The organism is Mycobacterium sp. SMC-13, assembly GCF_045311035.1.
Taxonomy (GTDB): Bacteria; Actinomycetota; Actinomycetes; order Mycobacteriales; family Mycobacteriaceae; genus Mycobacterium.
Genome location: NZ_JBJIAI010000048.1, coordinates 1 through 15,421, shown reverse-complemented (window position 1 = coordinate 15,421; position 15,421 = coordinate 1). Strand labels below are relative to the sequence as shown.

10 protein-coding genes and 9 pseudogenes are annotated in these 15,421 nt (G+C 61.6%); 13 read left to right on the top strand and 6 right to left on the bottom strand.

What is annotated here, in order from left to right:
* The first annotated feature begins 170 nt into the window (after nucleotides 1-170).
* On the top strand, nucleotides 171-743 hold the full coding sequence (locus tag ACJH6I_RS30740) for a TetR family transcriptional regulator (protein ID WP_318986952.1): 573 nt from the start codon (nucleotides 171-173) through the stop codon (nucleotides 741-743).
* 754 nt (nucleotides 744-1,497) lie between these two features.
* Nucleotides 1,498-2,361: a metal-dependent hydrolase gene (locus tag ACJH6I_RS30735; RefSeq protein ID WP_071288462.1), complete on the top strand. Its 864-nt coding sequence runs from the start codon at nucleotides 1,498-1,500 to the stop codon at nucleotides 2,359-2,361.
* A 27-nt stretch (nucleotides 2,362-2,388) separates the two neighbouring features.
* Here the strand turns inward: ACJH6I_RS30735 and ACJH6I_RS30730 are convergent, their stop codons facing one another.
* Nucleotides 2,389-2,979 carry a TetR/AcrR family transcriptional regulator gene (locus ACJH6I_RS30730; protein ID WP_318986924.1) on the bottom strand — a complete coding sequence of 197 codons (591 nt, stop codon included), beginning with the start codon at nucleotides 2,977-2,979 and terminating at the stop codon, nucleotides 2,389-2,391.
* Nucleotides 2,980-3,324: 345 nt separating this feature from the next.
* On the opposite strand from ACJH6I_RS30730, the gene ACJH6I_RS30725 reads away from it, so the two are divergent.
* Genes ACJH6I_RS30725 through ACJH6I_RS30710 form a run of 4 tightly spaced genes read left to right on the top strand, consistent with a single transcriptional unit; the run spans nucleotide 3,325 to nucleotide 4,217 of the window.
* Complete coding sequence (locus ACJH6I_RS30725; protein ID WP_318986925.1) at nucleotides 3,325-3,465, top strand: hypothetical protein; 141 nt, start codon at nucleotides 3,325-3,327, stop codon at nucleotides 3,463-3,465.
* Nucleotides 3,465-3,887, top strand: a complete 423-nt coding sequence (locus tag ACJH6I_RS30720; protein ID WP_318986926.1) for a transposase — start codon at nucleotides 3,465-3,467, stop codon at nucleotides 3,885-3,887. The genes ACJH6I_RS30725 and ACJH6I_RS30720 overlap by 1 nt, the downstream gene beginning before the upstream one ends.
* A complete protein-coding gene (locus tag ACJH6I_RS30715; RefSeq protein WP_406785141.1) occupies nucleotides 3,797-4,078 on the top strand; it encodes a hypothetical protein in 282 nt (93 codons plus the stop codon). Before ACJH6I_RS30720 ends, ACJH6I_RS30715 begins: the two co-directional genes overlap by 91 nt.
* Nucleotides 4,026-4,217 carry a transposase gene (locus tag ACJH6I_RS30710; protein ID WP_406785142.1) on the top strand — a complete coding sequence of 64 codons (192 nt, stop codon included), beginning with the start codon at nucleotides 4,026-4,028 and terminating at the stop codon, nucleotides 4,215-4,217. The genes ACJH6I_RS30715 and ACJH6I_RS30710 overlap by 53 nt, the downstream gene beginning before the upstream one ends.
* 222 nt (nucleotides 4,218-4,439) lie before the next feature.
* Here the strand turns inward: ACJH6I_RS30710 and ACJH6I_RS30705 are convergent.
* Nucleotides 4,440-4,927, bottom strand: a pseudogene (locus ACJH6I_RS30705) (DUF6933 domain-containing protein).
* Nucleotides 4,928-5,133: 206 nt separating this feature from the next.
* Nucleotides 5,134-6,389, bottom strand: a pseudogene (locus ACJH6I_RS30700) (IS256 family transposase).
* A 516-nt stretch (nucleotides 6,390-6,905) separates the two neighbouring features.
* Here ACJH6I_RS30700 and ACJH6I_RS30695 point away from each other — a divergent pair.
* Nucleotides 6,906-7,974 (top strand): annotated as a pseudogene (locus ACJH6I_RS30695) (IS3 family transposase).
* A 32-nt stretch (nucleotides 7,975-8,006) separates the two neighbouring features.
* A pseudogene (locus ACJH6I_RS30690) lies at nucleotides 8,007-8,222 on the top strand (IS3 family transposase); the annotation flags it as partial.
* 98 nt (nucleotides 8,223-8,320) lie between these two features.
* On the opposite strand, the pseudogene ACJH6I_RS30685 reads toward ACJH6I_RS30690, so the two are convergent.
* A pseudogene (locus ACJH6I_RS30685) lies at nucleotides 8,321-9,202 on the bottom strand (acyl-CoA dehydrogenase family protein); the annotation flags it as partial.
* Here ACJH6I_RS30685 and ACJH6I_RS30680 point away from each other — a divergent pair.
* Nucleotides 9,148-9,492 (top strand): annotated as a pseudogene (locus ACJH6I_RS30680) (Mu transposase domain-containing protein); the annotation flags it as partial. The pseudogenes ACJH6I_RS30685 and ACJH6I_RS30680 sit on opposite strands and share 55 nt — an antisense overlap.
* A pseudogene (locus ACJH6I_RS30675) lies at nucleotides 9,492-9,734 on the top strand (IS21-like element ISAau2 family helper ATPase IstB); the annotation flags it as partial. The pseudogenes ACJH6I_RS30680 and ACJH6I_RS30675, both read left to right, overlap by 1 nt.
* An 8-nt stretch (nucleotides 9,735-9,742) precedes the next feature.
* Here ACJH6I_RS30675 and ACJH6I_RS30670 read toward each other — a convergent pair.
* The gene (locus ACJH6I_RS30670) at nucleotides 9,743-10,993 is read right to left on the bottom strand and encodes an IS30 family transposase (protein WP_318986928.1); all 1,251 of its coding nucleotides are present in this window, start codon (nucleotides 10,991-10,993) and stop codon (nucleotides 9,743-9,745) included.
* A 45-nt stretch (nucleotides 10,994-11,038) separates the two neighbouring features.
* Here ACJH6I_RS30670 and istB point away from each other — a divergent pair.
* Nucleotides 11,039-11,605 (top strand): annotated as a pseudogene (istB, locus tag ACJH6I_RS30665) (IS21-like element helper ATPase IstB); the annotation flags it as partial.
* Nucleotides 11,596-11,847, top strand: a pseudogene (locus ACJH6I_RS30660) (IS256 family transposase); the annotation flags it as partial. The pseudogenes istB and ACJH6I_RS30660, both read left to right, overlap by 10 nt.
* 345 nt (nucleotides 11,848-12,192) lie before the next feature.
* On the opposite strand, the gene ACJH6I_RS30655 reads toward ACJH6I_RS30660, so the two are convergent.
* Entirely contained in the window at nucleotides 12,193-13,410 is a 1,218-nt protein-coding gene (locus ACJH6I_RS30655) for an alkane 1-monooxygenase (RefSeq protein ID WP_406776330.1), read from the bottom strand.
* Between the two features lie 690 nt (nucleotides 13,411-14,100).
* Between ACJH6I_RS30655 and ACJH6I_RS30650 the strand changes: the two genes are divergently transcribed.
* Nucleotides 14,101-15,396, top strand: a complete 1,296-nt coding sequence (locus tag ACJH6I_RS30650) for an esterase/lipase family protein (RefSeq protein ID WP_406785140.1) — start codon at nucleotides 14,101-14,103, stop codon at nucleotides 15,394-15,396.
* Nucleotides 15,397-15,421 lie beyond the last annotated feature (25 nt).

Sequence of the window (15,421 nt, the reverse complement as noted above, 5' to 3'; positions counted from 1 at the left end):
GGACGAAGACCGCCGACCAAATCCTAGCCAGCATCGGGAACTACTGCACTCGAATTAATGACTCAAGACACTAGCTCCTTGATCAACCACTCTGATGCGGCGTCCGGCGCCGTCGCGTTTATCCTGCTCACATGCCCACAGAATCCATGCGGATGTCATTCCGCCGACACATGCGCGACGAGGTGTTGCGGGCGGCCCGAGAACTCACGATCGAGAAAGGGTGGGAGCGAGTCCGAATGAGCGAGGTTGCAGAGCTCGTCGGCGTATCTCGCCCAACTCTGTACAAGGAATTCACCGACAAGCAGGGCCTAGGCGACGCATTGGTTGTCACTGAAGGTCAGCTCTTCTTGGAAGGAATTCACGCCGTCCTTGCATCGCATACCGGTGATATCGGTGGTGGAATCACCGCCGCCGTGGAGTACACGCTCAAGGAAGCTGAGGCCAGTCCTCTGCTGAAAGCCGCGTTGACATCGACCCGTACAACTACAACGGGGACACGCGACAGCGCAACCGGTGTCCTTCCGCTGTTGCCCACATCCGCATCACTGCTTGAGTTGTCATCGGCCGCGCTAATCGCGTGGTTCGGCGAGCACTTCGACCAGCTCGATCCCGAGGACGTCAATGAAGTGGCCGACGTACTGGTCCGGCTCACCGTCAGCCACCTCGTGCTGCCAGCCGCCGACGCCCACACCACCGGGCGGCGAATCTCGCAGGTAGCACTGCGCTATCTGGCCCCGCGATAGCGGTGGATCAATGATCGGCCTGTCACGCGCGAGGCACTGGCGGCCACCGCCACCGTTGCACCGCTATTGTCCAAGGCCGCATAGTCAATGAGATCAGCTGTTCAAGAGGCACTCTCCGAAGGCAACAGATCGCTGCCGATGCCTCTGCCAGCTTCAACTATGCACTTTTAGGCACAAGCAGGCCGAGTAAGCACTTGCCGATGGCGTCGTCAGAAACAGCGTCGACTCTAACTCATCACTTCACGCGTGCATTGAAAATACGAGGCGTACAGCAGATTTCACTGGGGCATGGTCGGCCGATCCGAGTTCAAACCCTGGTCTCAGCCCGGTCTCGTCGCGAGACGCAAAATGCGCGGCGACGGTCAGCGAAGAGTTGGGGGCGCCGAAGAGTTGATTGCCCTACCCACATGCTCGTACTTCATCCTCTGGGGCCGCCTCTCAACAGCAACTGAATTCTGATCAGTGTCGCGCGCTCTGGTCACGATTCAGTTGCCGCCGACACCGCCAAGCCGATTCCCGTAGGAGTGTCACACCGGCTGCAGTTTGGGTGGCTCGACTTGCCCAAAATGTAGTCGATCCTGGGCCACCCGCCCGCTCACTTCTAGACCGAGCCGACACCGCCATGCACACATAAGACTACGCTTGCAAAAGGGCACTTCTGTCGATATATTTACTTTCAATATATATCTGTAAACGTGCCGCGCCGTCAGGTCGGACACACAGAGCTGCCTCCTCCCGAAAGGTCAGAGCGAACATGCTTGAAGACAAAGCTTCTCGGAATACTCGCGTTCTACCAACACCACGACGAGTGACGTTTGCGATGCCGTCAGGGAATCGCCGACAGCATTTCGTAGACGACGATCTTGTGATGAGTCATTTCATAGCCGTACTATCGGCGACGTTTCCGGAGGGAGAAGATTTCTTCATACGATCAGTGCGCCAATTCCGAACTTCGGTGATCGACGCAAGCCTGCAAGAGGCGGTAAAAGGCTTTGTGGGCCAAGAAGCGACGCACCGATACCAGCATCGACTATTGAACGAGCGCCTTCAGACCATGGGATATCCCACCGCGCGTATTGACCGCCACGTAGGCAGGCTGATAGAGCGACTCGAAAAGCGTCTTTCTCCAGCGATGCGACTGTCACTGACCTCAGCGTTAGAGCATTATACCGCAACACTGGCGGAGATAATCCTCACTAGCGAAAGCGCCCGCCAACTCATCGGCAATGGCGAAGTGAGATCGATTCTTCTTTGGCATGCGTTTGAAGAGTCCGAACATAAGGCGGTGGCTTTCGATGTCTATCAAACAATCGGGGGCACCGAGCAGATGCGTATCCGCGGCATGCGCATCGCTTCGGTAATCCTTTTCGCCGAGTTGTTCGCCCATACGGCCCTTTCAATGGCCGCAGATCGCGCGTCCTACAATCCCATTCGCCTGTTGCGCAGCCTCTATCGATTTTCCCGTAGCCCGATTTTTACTGCGGACGCACTGCGGCGCTTTCGCTCTTACACGCAACGCGGCTTCCATCCAGACGACTGGGATAGTACCGCGGTCTTGGAATACTGGAGCCGAGAATTGTTCGAAGCAGATGGATCGCAGAAGTCCGTCGGCCCGTAGCTGAGTGGCCGACGCACGTCGTCTCGGTTACAGCGGGTCGACGCCAAGTACAGCGTGACCCATTTGAGTCAGTAGCGCAGTTGTGCGCTCGGTCGCCATCCCGGTTTCACCGTACTGAAGCGTCGACTGGATGGCGCCGATCGCTCCGTGCACTACGACACGTAGGCCGATTTCGTCTAGTTCGGGACGCAACTCACTCAGTACGTGCACCCACTCCTCAAGATACAGACGTTGTTTGCGGCGCAACCGGCTGCGGTGCTGCGCAGTGAGATTGTGAAGTTCACGGTAGTAGACGATGGCAAGCTCGCGTTGATCCAAGACGAGGGCTACGTGGTCTGCCACTAGCGCTGTCAGCGCCTCGGTCTCGCTTTTACTTTTCTCCACAATCAAAGAAGCGCGTCGCAGCAGGGAATCGATCACCTGCTCGAAGAGTGCCGTCAGTAAGCTTGCTTTGCTGTCGAAGTGACGATAGATCGCCGGACCGACGACACCAGCAGAATCGCCGATATCCGCCATCGACGCCGCGTGGTATCCGCGGTCGGCGATCTGCTGCGCGGCCGCCGCGAGAATCCTCTCCCGACGTTGATCTCCTTTACCGCGACTGTGAGCGACTGTCATGTGCGTTGGCGACCAGCCCTTTCGCCGAATTGGTGGAATTTATCATGCCACACAAGGGGTTGAACAAAATGTTAACACCGACTCATCAGGGAAGCCCACTGGCTTAGTGGAGATTCAGATCTGATGGCCCGCGATCGTGCCGGCGAGCCGATGGCCGAGCGCGCCGGCTGTGCAGCGTCTTTGATGGCGCTAAGTGAAAGTTCCCAGTTTCTCCCGGTGCGGCCGTTGCCTGTCGTCCTGCGTGACGAGATGGCATGACCACAGTGGACGTTAGCGGGGTTGTGTCCGGAATCCGGTGTAAATAGGGAGGACGGGCGTAGGTTCCGCTTCACGACCTGCAAGTCTGTGAAGAAGGAGTCGCGCCCGTGCCTGTTCGAGTATCAGCCCATCGACCGTATCCGCACCAAGATCCACGCCTTGTTTGGCGAGGATCGCGAGCTGCCGGAGATCCTTGAAGAAGTCGCCCGCCTGGGCGCCCAGCTTTGATGCAGGCGGCCCTGGAGGCCGAGGTCACCGAGTTCCTTGGCCGCGAACGCTACCAACGCACCGCCGCCTGTCCCGACGCTAACGACGGTTCACGCAACGGGTATCGGCCGGTGACGGTCAAAACCATCACCGGGCCGGTCACGCTGGAGCGGTCAAAGGTGCGCGGCAGGACCGCAGCGTTCGCGTCGCGGTTGTTCAGCAAGCACGTGACGAAAACCAACGCGCTGGAGACGCTGGTGATCGCCTCGTTCGTGCGCGGGCTGTCGGTGCGCGACGTGGAGGCCACCCTGGTGAAACACTCGGTGATCCGGCCGCGATCTCCAAATCCACGGTGCTGGAAGTGTGCAAGGCGATTCGAGCCGAATACCAGTCGTGGGCGCGTCGCCGACTCGACGAGATCACGCTGGACTACTTGTTTTTAGACGCCAGCTTCTTTCGGATGCACCCCGGGTCACCGGCCGAGCCGATGTTGGCCGCCTGGGGCATCACTACCGAGGGCAAGCCGGTGTTCGTTGGGTTGACCCCCGGGACCGGCGAGTCGACCGGCGTGTGCCGATTTCCTGACCGATCTGCGCGAACGCGGCCTTGGCTGTCCGCTGCTGGTCGTCTTTGACGGCGCCAAGGGCCTGATTGCGGCAATCGAACAGATCTACCCAAAAGCGTTGCCCCACAGATGTCTTATTCATCGACTTACGCCATCAGCCTGGAGTGGGCGGTACTCGACCGAGCCTCGGCCGATTGGCGCGGGCTGACCATGACACCGGTCGGCACCCGATTGCTGCAAGACTTACGCCGATCACTGCTTGACCCACCCCGTGAACTGCGGCCGCCGCCCGCCTCCATGAGTTCCAACACCGGCTCCGCAGAGCCCATTTCGGCCACCGCGTAGCGACCTCGGGTCGCGACGCCGGTACGACTCAGTAAGGGATCGCCGCTATACGTGTGAGGGTCTACCTGCCCGCATCTGCCAGCTTTTACCGCTGGCCATGATGGCTGGCGGTGACCAGGTCGATCGGTGGGATGTAGCCGGTGATGCTGTTGATGGTGCGATGCAGGCCGTGGTGCAGCGCGTCGATGTCGCAGCGGGCCAGGCCGCCAGCGGTGGCGATGACGTGTTCGGTGGTGAACGCTAGGTCGTTGATGGTGCCCAGGATGCGGCGGTCGGCGGTCTTGGCCACGGCCACCTGCTGGGGGCAAGATTGCCGAGCGTATCGGCGGGCAGCCCTTCGGCTTGCAGCGCGGCCTGGATCGCCGAGACGACGGGCGGTCCGATCGGGCGCAGCCCCGCGGCGGTGACGTTCGGCATGAACACCGGGAACAAGGTCCCGGCATGGGTCACCAGCAGGCATTTGCGCCGGTCGATCCAGACCAGGTGGGCATACCAGTCCCGCGCGCACGCTTCGCCGATGGCCGGCTCAGACACCCCCAGCAGCGCCAACACCTTGGCGGTACATCGCAACATCACGAGTCATGATGGCAGGCAAAGCCACCGACGGTCGGTACGCAAGAACACCGTGGCTTGGCGCCGGTACAGTGTGGCGACGTGTTGGTCGCTGATCTGCATCACTTCCTCGACATGCCGGGGTGTGCTGCACGTATAGGTGACATCTGAGTTGGCTTGCCGGGACCGTCGGGCCTATCCGAATTTCGGTGTAAATGGTGGTTTCCCTAGCCTCGGTTGAGGTCGTGCATCCTGTCGGCGAATGTTACCGCGAGCGCGTTCAAAGCGGGCTTCCATCGCACTGCCCATCGCTGCTGGCCAGTGCCTTTCGGATCCAGTGATCGGGTCACCAGATACAGACATTTGAGTGCGGCAGCCTCGGAGGGCACATGCCCACGTGCCTTAATGGCCCGCCGGTAGCGGGCGTTGAGTGACTCAATCGCATTGGTACTGCGCAACACTCGGCGAATCTCGGTGGGATAGTCCAAGAACGGAATGAACTCGTTCCAGCAGGACCGCCACATCCGGATCAACGCCAGATAGCGTGCGCCCCACTGCTCGTTGAGGTGCTCGAGCGCGTCCTCGGCAGCGGTAACCGACGGTGCGGTGTAGATCGGCCGCAGATCGCGTTTGAGCCCGTCCCAGGTCTGGCGCGGCAGGTAACGGAAGCTATTGCGAATGAGGTGCACGGTGCAGGCCTGCACGATGGTGGCCGGCCACACCTCGCTTATTCGAATCGGGCAGCCCCTTGAGTCCGCCACAGACCAGGAAAACACGTCGGTGACGCCCCTGTTGCTCAGGTCGGTCAGCACCGCGAACCAGAATTTGGCTGATTCCCCGTGCTCGTCACCGGCCCAGAGCCCGAGCACATCCTTGTGGCCGGCTAGGTCCACGCCGATCGTGGCGTAGAACGGCCGGTTGGCGACCTGCCCGTCGCGGACTTTCACGCTCAGTGCGTCGACGATTACTGCGGCGTAGATCGTCTCCAGCGGCCGGGCCACCCAGTCGGACATGTCACCGATGATCTTGTCGGTGATCCGGCTGATCGTATCTTGAGAGATTGTGGTGTCGTAGAGCTCGGCGAAGTGCGCGGCGATCTCCCCTGTGGTTATACCCTTGGCATACAACGACAACACGATCTCATCGACCCGGGTCAACCGCCGCTGACGCTTACCAACGATCTGCGGCTCGAACGTGCCGTCCCGGTCCCGGGCACCACAATGTCGATCTGGCCGACGGTGTCAGTGAGCACCGTCTTGGTGCGCGTACCGATACGGGAGTTGGCACCGTTTCGGCCAGCCGGGTCGTGCTTGTCATAGCCCAGGTGAACGGCCAGTTCTTCCAGCGCAGTCTCGACCACCGTCTTGGTCAACGCCCGAAGCACCCCGTCGGTGGTACCGGCGAACGACACCCCGCAGGCCTGCAACAGGCGCACCAGCTCCCGCGCGGTCGCCAGCTCATCCGGTGCGGGTGAGCTCGCCATGGACACATCATCGTGAGTATCAGCTGCAGAGGACACAGCCCTCATCGTCTCGGTCACTGTGGACCCTTCCCACCAAGCTCACGCTCGGCGTATTGGGCCATTTACACCGAATCCCGCAAACTCCCCCCAAGTATTCACTTGCGGCGCCGAAGCGGGCCACGACCGAAGCGTGGTGACGGCAGTTGGTAAGCGCGTCTTCACTTCCAGCCGGCGTTCTCTACAGCGATTGTCGCGAGCACGTTCGACGCTCACTCGATCATCGACGAGCGATTCGAGCGCTCTTGTGAGTACAGGGTTCGAAAGTACCAGGTATCTACCGCTCGATACACGAGCAAGCCTAGCGCGATGGTAGTGATAGTTGCGATGAAACGACATCAGGATGGGTAAGTCCCCTGGCATGGTGGGGTTTCGGGACCGGGGGGTGACAGTGCGGGATCCTTGGCCGGGTGTTGGGGTTGACCCCTGATGGTGGACATCTGATCGCGGTACTGCTGGTCCTGCGGGGAGGATGTTCCCGTGTCGGGAAACCGCAAGAAGTACGCCCCGGAGTATCGCGAGCAGGCCGTGCGCCTGGTTGTCGATACCGGTCGGCCCGTTGCGGACGTAGCCGCAGAGATCGGTGTCGGAGATCAATTGCTCGGCCGGTGAGTCGCCACCGCCAGAGCACGTTCGGCATCCGATAATCCCGAGGTGCTCGACGATGATGAACGCAAAGAGTGAGAACGGTTACGCACAGAGAACGCCGAATTGCGTTTGGACCGTGCGTTTTTGATAAGGACGCAGCCTTCTTCGCCTCCGAACAGAACTGGTAGAGATGTACCGGATCATCGAAGCGGAGAAGGCCAACTTCACGATCGTGCGGATGACTGGACTGTTGGAGGTGTCCCGGTCGGGCTTCTACAAGTGGCGCACAGCCCGTGCGGCGGGGCCCACGCCGGCCCAGCAGCGCCGTGAGGCGATCGACGTCAAGGTCAAGGGTTTCCACGACGCCTCCGATCAGGTGTACGGCGCACCGCGCATCCTGGCCGATCTGCGTGAAGACGGGGAGGTGATCTCCCGCAAGACGGTGGCGGCCTCGATGCGCCGCCAACGCCTGGCCGGGATCAGCCCGCGGAAGTTCACCCCGGTGACCACCGTGGTGGACCTCGACGCACACCGCCCCAACGACCTGGTCAACCGTCGATTCGACCGCGGTGAGCTCGACAAGGTCTGGACCTCGGACATCACGTACTTGCCTACCGGTGAGGGCTGGCTGTACCTGTGCGCGGTTCGACGACGGGTGCTCGCGGCGGGTCCTGGGTTGGGCAGTCGAGGACCACATGCGCACCGATCTGGTGGAGTCCGCACCGTCGATGGCAGTGGCGCTGCGTGGGGCCTTGCCCGCACAGGTCATCTTCCACGCTGACCGTGGCACGCAGTACACCCTGGGACAAGATACGCCTGGCCCACCAAGCACGCTGCCAGGCTCGCAGTCGGCGACTGGATCGAACGGATCTACAACCGCCGACGAAGGCACTCCAAGATCGGCATGATCAGCCCAATCGACTTCGAGCACCGCCATCATCAGACGGCACAAGCCGCCTGACCCCGTGTCCACCATCCGGGGGCAACCTCACACTATGCCTGTGCGCAATCAAGGACGTGTTCTCCAACCGGATCATCGGCTACTCGATCGACTCCCGACGCGGTGACGTCGGAGGCTGCATTCTGTATCCCGATCGCGGATCTCAGTTCAGGTCAAGGAAATTCGTTCACAATCTGCATCGACACGTCACGGTCGGATCGATGGACCGCGTCGGGACAGCTGGCGACAACGCGGCCATGGAGAGGTTCTCCACGTCTCATGCAGAAGAAGCGACGGTTGTGACCGCGAAACCGCCCGGTATCAGAGCACTGCGCACGATAACCGCTCACGCACGCAATGCAAACACCTATCCTTCTCGGGCGCCGACCAAGGTGCGGAACGGACCAGAGTCAAGTCGTGGCTCCTTGGGCAAACCGAGCAGCTTCTCCCCAACAATATTTCGCTGCACTTGAGAGCTACCCGCGTAAATCGTTGCGGCCCTTGCGGCGAGCGCAGACTCAACCCACGCGAGCGACGCGTTCGGCGTACCGAGGTCCGCCGTTATCAAGGCTCCATTTGTTCCCGTGCCAGACGGCGTGAGCACGTCCGACCCGAGTATCTCCATTGCAAGTTCGGTTTCACGTTGGAAGAACTCACTCCAGATTATCTTCGTCATCGCCGCCTCGGCTCCGGGATACTCACCCTTCAAGAAGCGCGACAACGCTTGGTAGCCACGACAGCGCATGATCTCGACGCGGCTGCAGGCCCACGCGAGTTGTTCACGGATGTGCGGGTCGCTCGTCTTGCCTCGCTCTCGCGCCAGGTCAATGAGCCGAGTGACGTCGGCTTGAAATCGGATTGCGTCGGTGGTGACGCTGGTTCCGCGCTCGAAACCGAGCAGGGTCATCGCCACCGACCATCCGCCGTTGAGCTCCCCCACAATGTTGCCCGCCGAGGTCCGAGCGTCAGTGAAGAATACTTCATTGAACATCGTCTGACCGACCATGTTCTTGATGGGCCGAACCTCGACGCCCGGCTGATTCATCGGTACGAGGAGGAAGGAGATCCCCCTGTGTTTGGAGGCGTCCACGTCCGTCCGACACAAGACGAAAATCCAGTTTGCGAGATGACCGGCGGAGGTCCAAATCTTCGATCCGTTGATCACCCACTCACCGTCGTCAAGCACCGCCCTGGTCCGCAAACTGGTGTGCCTCGTTGCGCCTGCCGCGCGATCACTATGTGCGTCTGGACGGCAATGATTACTCGGTGCATCCCGGGGCCGTCGGACGGCGGGTGCTGGTGCGGGCGGATCTGGATCGAGTCCACGCGTTCTGCGACGGGGAACTGGTCGCCGAGCATGAACGTATCTGGGCAACGCATCAGACCCTGTCGGACCCGGCGCACGTTGAGGCGGCGAAAGTACTGCGGCGCAGGCGAATAGCAGCCAAACACGCCGTGGCTGAACCGCAAGTCGTGACCCGATCGCTGACCGATTACGACACCGCGTTCGGTGTGGACCTCGATGGCGGGGTGGCCTGATGGCGACCGCGAAAACCAGCCCAGCCGGCCGTGATGTCCGCGCTGAAATCGCCTACCTGACAAGGGCATTGAAGGCACCGACGTTGCGCGATGCCACCGAAAGGCTCGCCGAGCGGGCTCGCGCGGAGAACTGGAGCCACGAAGAATACCTGGCCGCGTGCCTACAACGGGAAGTGTCCGCTCGCGAAGCCCACGGCGGCGAAGGACACATCCGATCGGCCCGGTTTCCGGCACGAAAATCGTGGTGGATTCAAGGTCCTAGTGCAACAGCGGGTGGATCGGACGGGTCGGACAGTAGTTCGTCGAGGCGTTGGGCGGGTGTTTTCCAGTCCAGGGGTTTGCGTGGCCGGTTGTTGAGTTTGGCGGCGACGTGGTCCAGATAGTCCTCAGGAAATATCGATAGATCGCTGCCCTTGGGGAACCACTGGCGCAGAAGACCGTTGGTGTTTTCGTTGGTGCCGCGCTGCCAAGGCGAGTGCGGGTCGCAGAAGTAAATGTCCAGATCGATCGCTTCGGTGATCTGGGCGTGGTTGGCCATCTCCTTGCCCTGATCCCAAGTCAAGGTTTGACGCAGCATCGCCGGCAGCCGGGGCATCTTGGCCACGATGGCGTTCTGTACCGCCTCAGCGGTGTGGTTCTCGGGCAGATGCAGCAGCACCGCGTACCGCGTGGACCGCTCGACCAGCGTCCCGATCGCTGACCCTGATTCGGTGCTGCCCAGGATCAGGTCGCCTTCCCAGTGCCCGGCCACAGCCCGGTCGAGGGCCTCGGCGGGACGCTCACTGATGTTGATAATTCCGGGGATGCGTCCGCGGCGTTCCCCGGCCCGGCGGCGTGGGTGACGCAACGCTCGCCCAGTGCGCAGGCAGGTGTGCAGTTCCCGACGCAGATTGCCTTTGCCCTGCACGTAGATCGACTGGTAGATCGTCTCGTGGGACACCCGCATCTCCAGATCGTCGGGAAACTCAACCACCAGCTGCCGGGCGATCTGCTCGGGGCTGAGGAAATCTTTGAGCCAAGTCTGCACCTGGGTATGCAGACGAGCGCTGGTAGCCAGCTTGCGCGGATGCGGTCGCCGGGCCTTGCGCTGGGCGCGGCCCTGGGCGGCGCTGGGGAAATAGTGCGGGCGTCGCAACGGTCCGCCCCGCCACGGGGCACCGAAACGGAACTGCGGCCGGTACTTGTTGCGGCCATCAGAGCTGTTGCGTTTGATCTCCCGGCTGATCGTCGAGGGCGCCCGTCCTAGTCGCTTGGCGATGCAACGGATCGGTTCCTGCGCCGCGACCGCCAGCCCGATCTGCTCACGCTCGGCGAAAGTCAGCCGGGTGTACTTCCTTGGCGCCGAATCGATCTTGGGTTTCACCCCGCCAGCGTTGACAAACCACTGCCATCCAGTGCCCGGCGACACGCCGGCAGCGACCGCAGCCGCATCGATCGACAGCTCAGAACTGACATGAGACCAGAACAGGCGCACTACCGAAGGCAGAGGGCCAGGACGCATGCAACAACCCCCCAGATAGGAGCTGTTGCACTAGACCCCTGAATCGAAGCGTTGGAAGAGTTCGATTTCGAACACGCACGCGGACTCAAACGCGACACCATCGCTCACCTGGGCACCTTGGACTTCGTGACCGCGCGAGACAACGTCGTGTTCCTGGGCACACCGGGCACCGGCAAAACCCATCTGGCGACCGGACTGGCCATCCGTGCCTGCCAAGCCGGTCATCGGGTCCTGTTCGCCACCGCCGCCGAATGGGTAGCCCGACTGGCCGAAGCCCACCAAAGCGGCCGCATCCAGCACGAACTGACCCGAATGGGCCGCTACCCCCTCATCGTCATCGACGAAGTCGGCTACATCCCATTCGAACCCGAGGCCGCCAACCTGTTCTTCCAGCTGGTGTCCTCGCGCTACGAACGCGCCAGCCTGATCGTCACCTCCAACAAGGCCTTTGGCCGCTGGGGCGAAGTCTTCGGCGACGACGTCGTCGCCGCAGCGATGATCGACCGCCTCGTGCACCACGCCGAAGTCATCACCCTCAAAGGAGACAGCTACCGACTCAAAAACCGCGACCTCGGCCGCCCACCTACCGTGGCCACCACCACCGAGGAATAATCACCACCACCAACCCAGGGGGTCAAATTTCAGATGCCGCCAGGGGGTCAAATTTCAGATGCCGTCGACACCGCGGGCACTTTCCGACTGAGCAGGCCGCGCTCAGGTGACTGTATCTGGTGACGCGTTCCCTGGAACCCACCGGGGTGGGCAGGGCACGATGGATGATGCGGTGGAAGCCAGCGCTCAATGCGTTTGCAATCACGTTCGGCGACCGATTCCCGGCAGCCGAAACCTACTGATGGAAACCGCCGGAAACACCGTTAACGAGATAGTCCCCATTTGGTCGATAAATGTAGATTTCTGCAATTGTCATCCAGAATATTTCGTTTGCTGTACCAGATAATTTTCGGTCCTTATGACTGTGGCACGGCATCGAGAACAACATCAATAGGCATAACTATTGCACTGGTGTGCGTCATCGGGCAATTCGATTGGCCCGCTTCAGGCGAGGGGTGGTTTCGTGTGGATGGTCGATCAGGTATCGCATCCCGTCGACAACCCTAGTTGCGCGCCGCTCAGCGTAGGCATCTCGTATCGAGAGTCATCATCGCCCCGAATCGCTTAAGTTCGAAGGGGTGGACGTTTCACGGTTTCTGTTCGCGCGTGAGGGCACCGCGGTGGCAGAGGGCGTGGTCACGCTGGCCGCAGCGAAGTCGATCCATACACCCCGCCCCGCGCTGCTTAGACCGGCTGTTTCTTGAGTGAACGGTGTAGGCAGCGAGGTGCGGGTAGCGCTTGTGCAGGCGCGGATCGTATCCGGGCAGTATGTTGGCCAGGCTTACATCGCCGGCGTAGTGGGTGAGCACCCGTGGGTCCATCACTCGACGCCACAGTGGCGGGCACATCGCCATCAACAGCATGGTGCCGTAGCCGCTGGGTAGCTGAGGGGCTTCGTCGGCGTGGCACAGGGCCTGGTAGCGGCGCGTCGGGTTGGCATGGTGATCGGAGTGCCGTTGCAGGTGGAACAGGAAGATGTTGGCGATTCTGGTGTTGCTGTTCCAGCTGTGGGTGGCGCGCACGTGTTCGTAGCGGCCGCTGGGTAGTTTCTGGCGGCGCAGGCCGTAGTGCTCCAGATAGTTGATTGTTTCCAGCAAAAAGACGCCGATAGCGGCCTGGCCGATCAGCCAGGGCAGCACGGTGGTCCCGAACCACAGCCCCAGGGCGACATACAGAACGATGCTCATCAGCCAGGCGTTGAGTACCTCGTTGTGCAGTGACCAGGTGGATTTGTGCAGGCGGCGCATCCGCGTACGTTCCAATTGCCATGCCGAGCGCAAGCCACCGATGATCGACCGAGCTATGAAGGCGTACAGGTTTTCGCCCACGCGCGAGCTGGCCGGATCTTCGGGTGTGGCGACCCGCACATGGTGGCCGCGGTTGTGCTCGACGTAGAAGTGGCCGTAGCAGGTTTGGGCGAGTGCGATCTTGCTCAGCCGGCGCTCGGACAGGCCGCGTTTGTGGCCGAGTTCGTGCGCTGCGTTGATGGCGATGCCGCCGACGGTGCCAACCGACGCCGTCAAGCCGATCTTGTCGGCGAGTGTCATGGTGACCCAGCCGCCGCCGGCCCACAGCCAGCACGCGAAGATCACCGACAGATATTGGGCGGGCAGGAGTAGATAGGTGGTCAGCCGGTAGAAGAGAGCACCCTCGATCCGAGATAGTGTGTCGTCGGAGGCCTGATGCGGGTCGGGCCCGACGAGGTGGTCCAAAACGGGCACGATCACAAAGGTCAGAGCTATTCCGGTCCACCAGAACAGGGACAGGCCGGTAAGCTTTACCAGCACCCAGGACAGGCCGACCATGCCCGGGGTTACCGGACCTAACAGCCACAGGTAGCGCTTCGGGTCGCGCCAAGTCCCGAAGGTGTCGCTGGCGTGCGCCGCTCCACGAGTCTGAAGAATTCGCGCTACCACGCCCACAAGCTATTGATACCCGGTTTGCCCAGGGGCCGGTACGTGATGTGTGACACCCTGTACCAGTTAGGGGTGGCCTTTGGCGCAAACCTGCTGTGGGGTGTTCGACTGGGTGAGGATTCGCGATTCAGTCGCGGTTCTGGGGTGCCTTCAGCCGCTTCCCAACCGCGCGAATCCCAGAAACACCGTTTCGCACCTGGATAGGCAGCGGTGCGCTCATAATGAGCCGTCCGCTGTGGTTTCTGGATTCGCTAGTGAAACGAAGGTTCTTCATACCGCGGTGTTGGAAGATCATCCCCGGAAGTTCCGCTGGTCACTGTTGTGCGCATTGGCGATGACTCTGTATGCGGCACTGGCGACGTCTTCGGGGATTGCCTGGGCACATCCCGAAACTCAGGGTCGGGTCATTCGAGCGAAGGACCGACATCGAGAACGCCGGTGCCTCAGGTAGGACCAGCACACCACGGTGAAACCCATCCGGTCACCGCCGCGGCGACCGGAAAGGCTGATCCGCCGCCAGCGACAACATCGACTCCGCACGACACCGCCGCGGCGACCGCGACGGCGATTCCGAGCCATGTGCTCGCCGCGTCGGTCTCGGCCGTCGCCACCCCAGCGGCCCTCAAGCCTGCGGTCAAGAACGCCGCAAGTACCGCTCAAACTGTCACGACCAAAACCGTGAAGGCTGCCAAAACATCGGCCCTAACCGCCAGCGGCGCGACAACTACCGCGAGTTCGCCCAACGCTCCAGCCACGCCATCGGCACCGACTGCTCTAGACGGCGTAACGCTGGCAGTTCTGGGCGAGGAGCTGCAACGCAAGTCCACCGTAGGGACGCAGTCGTCCCCCGGTTACCTGGTCAACTCGGCGGTCAATACCGTGGCCGCGGCGCTAGTCGGGACCGCCGCCCACCTAAGCTCGGCGCTGGCCCACGATGTCGGTCAGGTCACCCAGTTCACCCGGCAGATGGTCGGGTTGGGGTTCGACCTCGGCACGATGGCGGCGTCACTGGTCAACAACATCGCAGTGCTGGGCGCCTACACGATCGGTCCCGACCTGCTGTGGGGACTGCCATACAAGGCGCTCAACACAGTGGCGACCGTGGCCGGCGACGTCAGTAAAGCGCTCACCGACACACCACTGAATGCCACCAGCAGCGGGCCGTTCGCGGTCGACTACGGCGTATACAACCTGCTGGGCTACCTGACACCGGGGGTGACGCCGCCGGGAGCCAACAATCCATCCATCACCGTCACCGCCGAACATCCGTTGCCGGTCATCTTCATCAACGCCACCGCGGCGAATCAGAACTACGACTGGAGCGTCGGGGCACCCGCACTCGCTGATGCGGGCTACAAGGTCTACACCTTCAACTACGGCAACAACACCAGCAATCCCAACTTTCCGATCCAGTCCACTGCCGACATCAAGCAATCCGCCGAACAGCTCTCCACCGAGGTCAACACGGTGCTTGCACAGACCGGCGCCTCCAAGGTCATCCTGATCGGCCATTCACAAGGCGGCGGAATCCTGCCCGAGTACTACCTCAACAACCTCGGCGGCGCCGCCAAAGTCTCACAGTTCATCGGCATCGCCCCGAGCAACCACGGCACCAATCTGGACGGGCTGACCAGCCTGCTGTCCATCCCTGTTTTAGGCACCTTGTTTAAGGGCCTAGTGGCACAGGGCGGCGCGGCCTGGCTAGAGCAGGCGGTGGGTTCGTCGCTAGTACAAAAAGCCTACAGCAACGGTGACACCCGGCCCGGAGTCATTTACGACACCATCGCCACCACCAATGATTGGGTAGTCACCCCCTACACACAGCTGTTGACCGTCTCTCTGGATGGCTATCACGGGGTGGCCATTCGTCATTGATCTTGCCGATGTGATCGGTGGCGTG